Origin of the sequence: Nitrospirillum bahiense (assembly GCF_007828025.1) — a bacterium.
Classification (GTDB): domain Bacteria; phylum Pseudomonadota; class Alphaproteobacteria; order Azospirillales; family Azospirillaceae; genus Nitrospirillum; species Nitrospirillum amazonense.
This window is the reverse complement of sequence record NZ_VITO01000005.1, coordinates 43,716-55,023: the sequence shown is the minus strand read 5'-3', so window position 1 is coordinate 55,023 and position 11,308 is coordinate 43,716. Positions and strand designations below refer to the sequence as shown.

Genomic DNA, 11,308 nt, shown 5'->3' with positions numbered 1-11,308 from the left:
AACCCATGTCCAAGCTTGCACTGGCATTCGCCGTGACGCTGATCGCGTTCGCGGCGAACGCCGACGAATTGCTCTACACCGAGGCGGATTTCGCCTCGGTGCCCAAATTCGACGCCCATGTCCACGCCAACCGGCAGGGATCCGAGTTCCTCGACATCGCCCGGAAGGACGGGTTCGAGCTGCTGTCGATCAACGTCGATTATCCCGATTTCCCGCCATTGGCCGATCAGGCCAAGGTGGCGCACGCGCTGAAGGCGCTGGACCCCGGGCGTTTCCATTTCGCGACCACCTTTTCCATGAAGGGATATGGCGGGAAAGGATGGGCCGCCGCCACCATCCGCCACCTGGACGCCGAATTCGCCCGGGGCGCGCTGGCGGTCAAGGTGTGGAAGAACATCGGCATGGTGGAAAGGAACGCCCAGGGCCGGCTGATCATGCTGGATGATCCCGGTTTCGACCCGGTGATGAACCATCTGGCGGAAAGGCACATCCCGCTGATCGCGCATCAGGGCGAGCCGAAGAATTGCTGGCTGCCCCTGGACCAGATGACGACGGAGAATGACCGCAGCTATTTCCGCGAGCACCCCGAATACCACATGTATCTGCATCCCGAGCAGCCGAGCCTGGAGACCATCCTGGCCGCGCGCGACCGGATGATCGAACGCCATCCCGACCTGGCGGTGGACGGGGCGCATATGGGCAGCCTGGAATGGGACGTCGATCTGTTGGCCAAGTTTCTGGACGCCCACCCCAACGCGGTGGTCGATCTGGCCGCGCGCCTGACCAATGTGCAGTACCAGTCGGTGCGCGATCACGATAAGGTGCGGGCCTTCTTCATCCGCTACCAGGACCGGCTGCTGTATGGCACCGACCTGACCGACAACCCGCCCTCACCGCAGGAGCGCGCCCAGAATCCGCCCCGTGAAGAGGGCGGCATCACGGCGGAGGCCGATCATTTCTGGCGTTCGGACTGGCGATACCTGGCCACCACCGGCAGCCAGCGGATCGACGCGCTGAACGCCGAGGTCAAGGGCCTGGGCCTGCCGAAGGCCGTGATCGACAAGATCTACTGGTCCAACGCCCGCCGCGAGTTCCATCTGCGGCCGTAGGTCACCGCCACGCCCGTGTCATGGGCCGTCCCGCGTCATGGAATGGGATCACCGGCTGCCCGCCCGGATGATTTCCGCGGCCAGCTGATCCAGGGGCAGGATCTTGCCGGCGGCGCCTAGGGCGATGGCCTCCCGCGGCATGCCGAAGACGACGGAGGTGGCCTCGTCCTGGGCGATGGTATGGGCGCCGGCCCCCTTCATTTCCAGCAGGCCGCGCGCGCCGTCGTCGCCCATGCCGGTCATGAGGATGCCGACGGCGTTGGGGCCGACATGGGTGGCCGCCGACCGGAACAGCACATCGACGGACGGCCGGTGGCGGGACACCAGGGGGCCGTCCTTGACCGAGACGTAATAACGGGCGCCGCTGCGCTGCAGCAGCATGTGGCGGTTCCCGGGCGCGATCAGCACCCGCCCGCGCATCACCGTGTCCCCGTCCTCCGCCTCCTTGACCTCCATCTCGCACAGGCCGTTCAGCCGGCGGGCGAAGGCTTCGGTGAACTTCTCCGGCATGTGCTGCACCACCACGATGCCCGGGCTGGCGGCCGGCAGCATTTCCAACACCACCCGCAGTGATTCCGTGCCCCCGGTCGATGCGCCGATGCAGACCACGGTTTCCGTGGTCCGGGCCATGGCGTGGTGGCGGGCCAGCGGGGGCGGCAGGACGACGTCAGCGGTCAGCTTGCGCTCCGGCTCGCGCACGCGCGGGGCCGTGGGCACATGCTTCAGCCGGGCCCGGGCCGCCGCCTTCACGACATCGCAGATGCGGATCTTCGCATCCTGCAGGAACTCGGCCGTGCCCACGCGGGGCTTGAGGATGATGTCGACGGCGCCGGCGTCCCAGGCCTGGTTGGCCGTCTCCGAACCGGCCTCGGCCAGCGAGGAGCAAATGACCACCGGCACCGGCCGCTGCGACATCAGCCGCCGCAGGAAGGTGATGCCGTCCATGCGCGGCATCTCCACATCCAGGGTTATGACGTCCGGCACCTCCTGCTGGATGCGGCGCGCGGCGACGAACGGGTCGGACGCCGTCGCCATCACGTCGATCTCAGGATCGGATTGCAGGATGTCGGTCATGACTTGGCGGACCGATGCGGAATCGTCGATGACCAGCACACGGATCTTGCGGAGCATGGCCGATCACTCCCGCCGGAAGACGCTGGCACCCAGCGGACGCATCGGCAGGCCGGATCCCGCCAGGGATTCCGAATGCCCCAGGAACAGGTAGCCGCCGGGGCGCAGGTGGTCGCACAGGCGGGCCAGCACCGCCTGCTGCGTCGGCTTGTCAAAGTAGATCAGGATGTTGCGGCAGAAGATGACGTCCAGGTCGCGATCGACCGGATATGTCGCGTCCATCAGGTTCAGCCGGCCGAACCGGACCATGCGGCGCAGTTCGGGCACGATGCGCACCAGGCGCCGAGCCCGCTCTTTGGAGCGCAGCAGATAGCGCTGGCGCATTTCCGGCGGCACGGGGGCGATCATCTCCTCCGGATAGATGGCCGTGGCCGCCGTTTCCAGCACGCGGGTCGAGATGTCGGTGGCCACGATGTCGACCCGGAAGCCGCCATGACGCTGGCTGGCATCGGCCAGGACCATGGCCAGGGTGTAGGGTTCGGCCCCGATCGAGCTGGCGGTGCTCCAGACTTTCAGGCTGGTATACGGCCCGGCGCGGCGCTGGGCCAGCAGCTCCGGCAGCGCCACCTCCTCCAGGATGCGGAAATGCTCCTGCTCGCGGAAGAACTCCGTCTTGTTGGTGGTGACGACGTCGATCAGATGGATGGCCTCGTCCGCCAGGCCGCCGCCGTCGAAAAGACGCGCGCAATAGTCCGCCAGGTCGGCAGCACCGGTCGCCACCACCCGCTTGCGCAAGCGGCCCTCGACCATAGTCCGCTTGCTCTCGGGCATCTTGATGCCGCTGTAATCCTGGATGAAGGCGGCCAGCCGACGAAAGTCGCGCGCGCCGAGGCGGTCGGTGGCAGCCACCGCTGCCGCCCTGGAAACCGCCTCCCCGTGATCCGCCAACACTCAGTACTTCTCGAACTCGGCGTCGCGGGCATCGCCGGCGCCATTGGTCAGGTCCAGGGCGAAGCCGGCGGCAGCAGCCTTGCGCCCGGCCCCGACGCGCACGGCTGCCGGTGCCGCGCGGCCATTGTGTCCAGGCCCGTGCCCATTCGCGGCCCGCGTGTTCGCCGGGCGCGCGGGGGAGGGCGCCGGCTTGGCGGCGCTGGCCACCGGCCGCGACGGCCGGCGCGCGGCCGCGACCGACGCGGGCGCTGCCCCATCCACCCGGAAGTAGGCGATGCTGGCTTGCAGCTGCTCCGACTGCGCCGCCAGCTCCTCCGACGTTGCCGACATCTGTTCCGACGCGCTGGCGTTCTGCTGTGTCACCTTGTCCAGCTGCTGGATCGCCTGGTTGATCTGCTCCCCGCCGATATCCTGCTCGCGGCAGGCGGCACTGATCTCCGCCACCAGTTCCGCCGTCTTCTTGATGTCGGGCACCAGGCGCGTCAGCATCTCACCCGCCTCCTGCGCCGCCTGCACCGTCTGCGACGACATGGTGCTGATCTCCGCCGCCGCCGTCTGGCTGCGCTCCGCCAGCTTGCGCACCTCCGACGCCACCACGGCGAAGCCCCGGCCATGCTCGCCCGCCCGCGCCGCCTCCACGGCCGCGTTCAAGGCCAGCAGGTCCGTCTGGCGCGCGATCTCCTGCACGATGGTGATCTTCTCCGCGATCGTCCGCATGGCCTGCACCGCCCGCGTCACCGCCTCGCCGCTCGTCTGCGCGTCCGCCGCGGACTGCCGCGCGATCTTCTCCGTCTGGCTGGCGTTGTCGGCGTTCTGCTTGATGTTCGCCGCCATCTGTTCCATCGACGCCGACGCTTCCTCCGCCGCCGACGCCTGCTCCGTCGCCCCTTGCGACAGCTCCTCCGCCGTCGCCGACAGCTCCTGGCTGCCCGACGACACGTTGTCCGACGCCGACGTCGCTTCCCCCACGACATCCCGCAGCTTCTCGACCATGCGCTTCAGCGCCAGGCCCAGGACATCCTTGTCGGACAGGGGCGTGGCCTCCACCGTCAGGTCGCCATCGGCGACCGTATCGGCCACCTGCGCCGTGGCCCGCAGGTTGGCGATCATGCGCTTCAGTGCGATGCCCAGCGTATCCTTGTCGGATAGGGGCGTGGCCTCCACCGTCAGATCGCCGTTGGCCACCGTGTCCGCGATGCCGGCCGTCGCCCGCAAATTGTCCATCATGGTGTTCAGTGCGGTCACCATGTCCCGGATCTCGTCGTCGGACCTGACGGCCAGCGACTGGTCCAGGTCGCCGCGGGCGACGCCGTTGGCCAGGCGGATGGCGCCCTGCAGGCCCCGGCTGATGCTGATCAGGATCCAGGTCGCGGCGGCCAGCGCGATCAACAGCGAGACGGCGACCGTGGCGGTAAGTACCGTCCGCGCGGCGTCATACTGGGCGCTGGCGGCGGCCTCCGTCTGCGTCATGTTCGCCTGGGCCAGGGCCACCACTTCGTCCAGCGCCGCGTCGGCGCTGTCCAGCACCTGCCGCCCCTCGACGCGGGACAGGCGGACAGCCTCGTCCCGCTGCTCGCTTTTCGCCAGGGCGATGACCCGGTTCTGGATGGGCAGGAATTGCTTCCACACGGCGGTAAAGGCGGCCACCTTCTTGTTGCTTTCACCACTGGTGAGGGAGTCCAGCTTGGCACGGTCGGTTTCCAGTGCCTGCTGTTCCTTGGCGATCCGCGCCTCGTATTGGCTCACCAGCTCCTTGCTGTCCGCCAGCAGAAGGCTCTTTTCCGACCGCGTCACGGTCATGAGGTCGGTGTAGAGATCCTGGGCCACCTTGATCTGCTGCATCGGCCCCTGGGCCATGTGGTGCAGGCTTTCATCCAGGGCGGCCAGTTTCTGTATGCCCAACACGGCGCTGGTGGTCGACAAGGCGACGATGACCGCGAAGGTCAGCCCCAGTTTCAGCTTGATGGTCATGCGCATCGCGAAGGATCCTTGATCGTCGGATTGTCTTAAAGGGCGCTGGCTGCCGGCAGCGGCTATGCGGCGGTGCTGGCCGCCAGGTCGGGCGGGGCCTTGCGGCCGATGACCGAGGCTTCGTCGGCGGTGAACAGGGTCGCCAGGTCGAAGACGATGACGAAGCCGTCGCCGCGGCGGCCCACACCACGAATGTAGTCGGACCGCCACGACACCCCGATGTCCGGCGGTGTCTCCAGTTGGCTCAAGTCCAGCGGCAGGACCTCGAACACCCGGTCCGCCATCAGGCCCAGGGCGATGTCCCGCCCGTTGATCGGGACATGCAGGACCAGGATGCGGGTATGTTCCGAGGGGACACTGGGCGACAGGCCCAGCTTCAGCCGCAGGTCGATCACCGGCACGCCCCGGCCCCGGACGTCGATCAGTCCGACAAGGTAAGGCGGGGTTTCCGGGATGCGGAACACCGGCCGCATGTCCAGGATTTCCACCACCGCTTCGACCGGGACGGCGTAGATCTCGCGCTCGATGCCGAGCGTGACGAACTGCGCCTCCCGCGAGGTTTGAGTCAGGCTGTTCATGATGGCCTCGAGACCTCAGTACTTTTCGAACTCGGCGTCGCGGGCATCGCCGGCGCCGGTGGTCAGGTCCAGGGCGAAGCCGGCGGCGGCCTTGCGCCCGGCCCCGACGCGAACCGACGCCGGGACCACGCGGCCATTGTGTCCGTGCCCGTGCCCATTCGCGGCCCGTAGGTTCGCCGGGCGCGCGGGGGAGGGCGCCGGCTTGGCGGCGCTGGCCACCGGCCGCGACGGCCGGCGCACGGCCGTGACCGCTGTGGGCGACGCGCCATCCACCCGGAAGTAGGCGATGCTGGCCTGCAGCTGCTCCGACTGCGCCGCCAGCTCCTCCGACGTCGCCGACATCTGTTCCGACGCGCTGGCGTTCTGCTGCGTTACCTTGTCCAGCTGCTGGATCGCCTGGTTGATTTGCTCCCCGCCGATGTCCTGCTCCCGGCAGGCCGCGCTGATCTCCGCCACCAGCTCCGCCGTCTTCTTGATGTCCGGCACCAGGCGCGTCAGCATCTCGCCCGCCTCCTGCGCCGCCTGCACCGTCTGCGACGACATGGTGCTGATCTCCGCCGCCGCCGTCTGGCTGCGCTCCGCCAGCTTGCGCACCTCCGACGCCACCACGGCGAAGCCCCGGCCGTGCTCGCCCGCCCGCGCCGCCTCCACGGCCGCGTTCAAGGCCAGCAGATCCGTCTGGCGCGCGATCTCCTGCACGATGGTGATCTTCTCCGCGATGGTCCGCATGGCCTGCACCGCCCGCGTCACCGCCTCGCCGCTCGTCTGCGCGTCCGCCGCGGATTGCCGCGCGATCTTCTCCGTCTGGCTGGCGTTGTCCGCGTTCTGCTTGATGTTCGCCGCCATCTGCTCCATGGACGCCGACGCTTCCTCCGCCGCCGACGCCTGCTCCGTCGCCCCTTGCGACAGCTCCTCCGCCGTCGCCGACAGCTCCTGGCTGCCCGACGACACGTTGTCCGAGGCCGACGCCGCCTCGCCCACGACATCCCGCAGCTTTTCGACCATGGTGTTGACGTGACGCATGAGGTCGCCGACCTCGTCGCGTGACGTCACCTCGGCGGTGCGGGTCAGATCACCGTCCGCCACGGCTTGCGCCAAGGCGCCCGCCTGGTTGAGGCCACGGCTGATACCCAGCGCGATCCAGGTCCCGGCCGCCATGGCGACCAGCAGCGACGCCAGCACGGCGACGGCCAGCATCAGGCGCGCGCTTTCGTATTGGGCGACGGCGTCGGCATCGGCGCGGGCCATCTGCGCGCGGTAGAGTTCGATGATGTCGGCCAGCTGCCGCTCCGCCTCATTCACCGCCTCGCGCGCCGGCCCCACGGATATCTCCACGGCCTTGGCCTGCTCTCCGCGCTTGGCCAACTCCCGTATCTTATCGTTGGCGGCCAGGAACTGCTGCCAGGTCGCCTGCAGCGCCTGCCATTTCGGTTTGCCTTCCGCGCTGATGATGGCCTGGACCTTTCCGACCAGCTCCGCGAAGTCCTGGCGATAGCCCAGGATATCGCGGTCGTACTTCTCTATCTGCTCGGGACTGGTCGAGAGCAGCATGTTCTTCTCGGCCCGCACCATCTGGACCAGGTCAACCAGCACCTCTTCGGCCCACTGCAGCTTCTGCACCGGGCCGGCGATCATGTCGCGCATGGTGGTGTTGATGGTGGCCAGGCTGCTGATGCCCAGCCCCGCCGTGGCGGTGCTGAGCATGATGATGAAGGCGAAGGTCAACGCCAGCTTCAGCTTGATGGTAACACGCATGTCAGGTTCTCCCGTCAGGCTGCGGAGCGTTGGGATGGGGTGGCCGCGTCGTCCCGCGCGTCACCGCGGGAGAAGATGCGTTCCAGGTCCAGGACGACGATGAATTCGGCACCGCGCTTGGCGATGCAGCGGATGTATTCCGGCCGCCAGCGCATGCCGATGCGCGGCGTCTCTTCCAGGGCGGAGGCCGCCACCTGGGTGATCTCGTACACCTTGTCCGCGCGGATGCCGACGGTCACCGGGTCCCCGTCGATCATCACCTCGGTGACGACGATGCGGGTGTCGATGGTCGGCGGCTGCAGCTCCATCCCGAACTTCAGGCGCAGGTCCGCCAGCGGCAGCACCTTGCCCCGCACATTGATCAGCCCGCCGACGAAGGGCTGGCTGTTGGGCACGCCGGTGACGGGAATGAGGTCGAGGATCTCGCGTACCTGCGCCGCCTCCAGGGCGAAAATCTCGCCTTGCAGGCCCAGGGTCAGGACTTCCAGCGGCGCGCCGCTTTTCCACGCTGTCATGATGTTCCCCTGCCGTCAGCTTGCGGCTTTGAAGCGGTTCTCGTAGGCCATGCCCAGCTTGACCAGATTGGCGATGTCCAGGATCAGGGCCACGGCGCCGTCGCCCAGGATGGTGGCGCCGGCGAAGGTCTCGACATCGGCGTGCAGCTTGGACAGCGACTTGATCACGGTTTGGTGATTGCCGATCACCTGGTCCACCACCAGGCCGACCCGCCGCCCGCCGAAGGAGACGATCACCGCCTTCTGGTAGCGGTCCGGGGGCTCCGACACCTGGAACAGCTCGCGCAGGCGCAGGAAGGGCACAAGGTCGCCCCGGATGTTCAGGAAGCTGCGCCCGCGTGAGCGCGCATCCTCTTCCGCCGACAGTTCCACGCATTCCTCCACCGCCGACAGGGGCAGGGCGTAGCGCCCGGTGCCGACGCGCACCAGCAGGCCGTCGATGATGGCCAGCGTCAGCGGCAGCCGCAGGGTCAGCCGGGTGCCCTCGCCGGGCGTGCTGGCGATATCGATCTTGCCGCGCAACCCCTCGATGGCGCGCTTTACCACATCCATGCCCACGCCGCGGCCGGACAGGCTGGTCACCTCTTTCGCGGTCGAGAAACCGGGCTCGAAGATCAGCTGGAACAGTTCGGCGTCCGACAGCTTGGCGCCGGGCGGGACCAGCCCCTGATCCTCGGCGCGGGATTGGATGCGCGCGCGATCCAGGCCGCGGCCGTCATCGCTGATGGACACCATGACCTCGGCCCCGGCATGGCAGGCGGTCAGGGTGATGCGCCCCGCCGCCGGCTTGCCCGCCGCCGCGCGCCCTTCCGGTGCCTCCAGGCCATGGTCGATGGCATTGCGGATCAGGTGGATCAACGGGTCGTTGAGGCGTTCGATGACCGTCTTGTCGAGTTCGGTTTCCTCACCCACTGTCACCAGTTCGATGCGCTTGCCCAGCTCGTTGGCCAGGTCGTGGACCAGCCGGCGGAAACGCCCGAACAGGGACCCGATGGGCACCGTGCGGACCCCCATGGTCGTGTCCCGCAGCTCGTGCGCCAGCCGCTCGATCTCCTCGGCGATCGCCTTCACTTCCACGTCGTTGCTGGACGCCGCGACCTGCGACAGGCGGGACTGCACGATCACCAGTTCGCCGACCCTGTCCATCAACTCGTCCAGCCGCTCGGCCGGCACCCGGATGCTGTCCGCCCCCTTGGCGGCGCCCTTGGCCCCACCCTGCGGGTTCCCCGGCAGAGCCGACGGGCCCGCGCCGGCGCCGAGGCCGGTACGCACATGCTGTTGTTCCGCCAGCGCCGCTGCCAGGGTGTCGGGGGAAACCTCGCCCGATTTGACCAGCAGCGTGCCCAGGGGCATCTGCGCGGCCACGGCGGCGTCCACCGCCCGCTGCGCCACATCCCCCCGGTCCACCAGGATTTCGCCGATGCGGCGGCCTTCGCTGGTCCTGCCGATGGCGTCGATCGACAACTCCATGTCGTCGATCACGAACATGAAGACTTCCTCGATCGCGGTGCGGGGCCGGCTGGTGGTCAGCACGACGTCCCAGGCCAAGTGGCACTCCGTCGCCGCCATTTCCTCCAGCGCCGGCACACCCTCGGTCCGCGCCACCACCGTGGCCACGCCCAACCCGCGCAACTCATCCAGCAGCAGCAGGGGATTGGTGCCCATCGCCATGGCGTCCCGGGCCAGCCGGAAGCGGATGCGCCAGGTGGACGTGCCTTCCGGGGACGTGCTCTGCGGTGCATCCTCCGGCTCCGGCGCGGTTTCAGCCGCCGCCGTGGATGCCGGCGGACCGCCCACGATCTGCTTCAGCGACTGCAGGATGGCATCGCCATCCGCGGTCTCCGCCAGGTCGGGCGCCTCGATCAGCAGCCGCATATGATCCTTGGCCGCCAGCCCCACGGCGATCAGCGCGCGGCTGGGCGCCACCTTGCCCTTGCGCACCAGGTCGAACGCCGTCTCCACATGGTGGGTGAAGGCGGCCACCGCGTCGAAGCCGAACATCGCCCCCGATCCCTTCACGGTATGAAGGGCGCGGAAGGCGCTGTTGATCAGGTCGTCGTCATCCGGCGCATGCTCAAGGTCGAGCAGCGCCTGCTCCAACTGCTCCAGCAGTTCCTGCGCTTCCTGACGGAAGATTGCGGCCGGGTCCAGCGTGCTCATGCGCCCAGGACCTTGCGCACGACGGCAACCAGCTGTTCCTGCTGAAAGGGCTTGGTGATCCAGCCGGTGGCGCCCGCCGCCTTGGCCGCCTGCTTCATGTCGGCATCGGATTCCGTGGTCAGGAACAGGATCGGCACGCCGCGATAGGCGGGCAGCTGGCGCAGCGCGCGGATAAGGTCCAGCCCGTTCATCACCGGCATGTTCAGGTCGGTGACCACCAGGTCGACCGCCGTGTCCTTGGCCTTGGCCAGCCCTTCAGCGCCGTCGCTGGCCTGCACGACGTCGTATCCGGCGCCGGACAGGGTCAGCTTCACCATCTGGCGCACGCTGGAGGAATCATCAACGCTCAGGACGGTCTTGGCCATCATCGTGCCTCCGTGTGCAGCCAGAAATCGCTATCGGTGGTTTGGTCGGCGGGGGCGGGGATTCCGGCCACCAGTTCGGCGGTCATGAGGAAACCGCCCCGGTGCAGCGTGTCGCGCAGCGCGCCGGAAACCGGCTGCGCCAGCTTGAGTATCCGCTGGGCATTCCTGGCGCTTTTCCGGGCGGCGAGCAGCAGTTGGACAAAGCTGAGGTCCACCTCGTCCAGCGCGCCGCAGTCTATTTCCAGGACGGCGTGGGCCTTCATCGCGCTCACGAGGGCCGCATGTGTCTCTTCGGCGTTGCGCAGTGTGCGGGCGCCCTCAAGAACGATTTTCCCGACATCGTCATTCGAGGAATTTGGCATCATAAGCACCCCGCTTGAGTTTCTTTGAAAAGAACATGCGTCCGCCTTTGGTGGCAGGTATTTGCCAGCCACAGATTTATTGAATATTGATAAGGATTTGCCGTTAAAAGAATTTTCCCAACGCAAATGCCAATCAAACCTGATGGCTTGACGCACCTTATGGGTAGTTGGTTGATAAAGTGTAAATGCCAACCGGCATATTGACTGATCTATATCAATATGGCCGAAAAGAATTTTGAATAAAATTCAATGTAAATAGGTAATTAACAAAATGATAGGAACCATTACAGTCATCGCTCAGAAGTCACACTTCATCACAATTGACGTAGGCCGACCCTTTCTGGGGAGACGTTAGGCGCGCGCGGTGCGGCCCAACGTTCACGGGTTCATTATGACGTAGCATCGCCATGGGGGTGAATGGTCGCTCCAGGATTAACCACCAATTTACCTGTTTGATGAAAAGTGGCCATC

The 11,308-nt window shown here is 67.2% G+C and carries 10 protein-coding genes; 1 reads left to right on the top strand and 9 read right to left on the bottom strand.

The genetic code is table 11. The annotated features are described in order from the left end of the window. Nucleotides 1–5: 5 nt before the first annotated feature. On the top strand, nucleotides 6–1,109 hold the full coding sequence (locus FBZ88_RS08720; RefSeq protein ID WP_145616461.1) for an amidohydrolase family protein: 1,104 nt from the start codon (nucleotides 6–8) through the stop codon (nucleotides 1,107–1,109). A 48-nt stretch (nucleotides 1,110–1,157) separates the two neighbouring features. On the opposite strand, the gene FBZ88_RS08715 is transcribed toward FBZ88_RS08720, so the two are convergent. From FBZ88_RS08715 to FBZ88_RS08675, 9 genes are read right to left on the bottom strand one after another with little or no spacing between them, the layout of a single operon-like run. Then, a complete protein-coding gene (locus tag FBZ88_RS08715; RefSeq protein WP_145616460.1) occupies nucleotides 1,158–2,240 on the bottom strand; it encodes a protein-glutamate methylesterase/protein-glutamine glutaminase in 1,083 nt (360 codons plus the stop codon). 6 nt (nucleotides 2,241–2,246) lie between these two features. Continuing rightward, nucleotides 2,247–3,089: a CheR family methyltransferase gene (locus FBZ88_RS08710; protein ID WP_145616459.1), complete on the bottom strand. Its 843-nt coding sequence runs from the start codon at nucleotides 3,087–3,089 to the stop codon at nucleotides 2,247–2,249. Between the two features lie 42 nt (nucleotides 3,090–3,131). Further along, nucleotides 3,132–5,108, bottom strand: a complete 1,977-nt coding sequence (locus FBZ88_RS08705) for a HAMP domain-containing methyl-accepting chemotaxis protein (protein ID WP_145616458.1) — start codon at nucleotides 5,106–5,108, stop codon at nucleotides 3,132–3,134. A gap of 56 nt (nucleotides 5,109–5,164) precedes the next feature. Further along, nucleotides 5,165–5,680, bottom strand: a complete 516-nt coding sequence (locus FBZ88_RS08700) for a chemotaxis protein CheW (protein WP_145616457.1) — start codon at nucleotides 5,678–5,680, stop codon at nucleotides 5,165–5,167. Between the two features lie 15 nt (nucleotides 5,681–5,695). After that, nucleotides 5,696–7,435, bottom strand: a complete 1,740-nt coding sequence (locus FBZ88_RS08695; protein ID WP_145616456.1) for a methyl-accepting chemotaxis protein — start codon at nucleotides 7,433–7,435, stop codon at nucleotides 5,696–5,698. A gap of 14 nt (nucleotides 7,436–7,449) precedes the next feature. Next, nucleotides 7,450–7,950 carry a chemotaxis protein CheW gene (locus tag FBZ88_RS08690; protein WP_145616455.1) on the bottom strand — a complete coding sequence of 167 codons (501 nt, stop codon included), beginning with the start codon at nucleotides 7,948–7,950 and terminating at the stop codon, nucleotides 7,450–7,452. A 15-nt stretch (nucleotides 7,951–7,965) separates the two neighbouring features. Next, nucleotides 7,966–10,110, bottom strand: a complete 2,145-nt coding sequence (locus FBZ88_RS08685; RefSeq protein WP_145616454.1) for a chemotaxis protein CheA — start codon at nucleotides 10,108–10,110, stop codon at nucleotides 7,966–7,968. Then, nucleotides 10,107–10,475 (bottom strand): response regulator, encoded by a 369-nt coding sequence (locus FBZ88_RS08680; protein ID WP_186464309.1) that lies wholly within the window; start codon nucleotides 10,473–10,475, stop codon nucleotides 10,107–10,109. Before FBZ88_RS08680 ends, FBZ88_RS08685 begins: the two co-directional genes overlap by 4 nt. Further along, nucleotides 10,475–10,963 (bottom strand): STAS domain-containing protein, encoded by a 489-nt coding sequence (locus FBZ88_RS08675; RefSeq protein WP_246138571.1) that lies wholly within the window; start codon nucleotides 10,961–10,963, stop codon nucleotides 10,475–10,477. The genes FBZ88_RS08680 and FBZ88_RS08675 overlap by 1 nt, the downstream gene beginning before the upstream one ends. Between the last annotated feature and the right edge of the window lie 345 nt (nucleotides 10,964–11,308).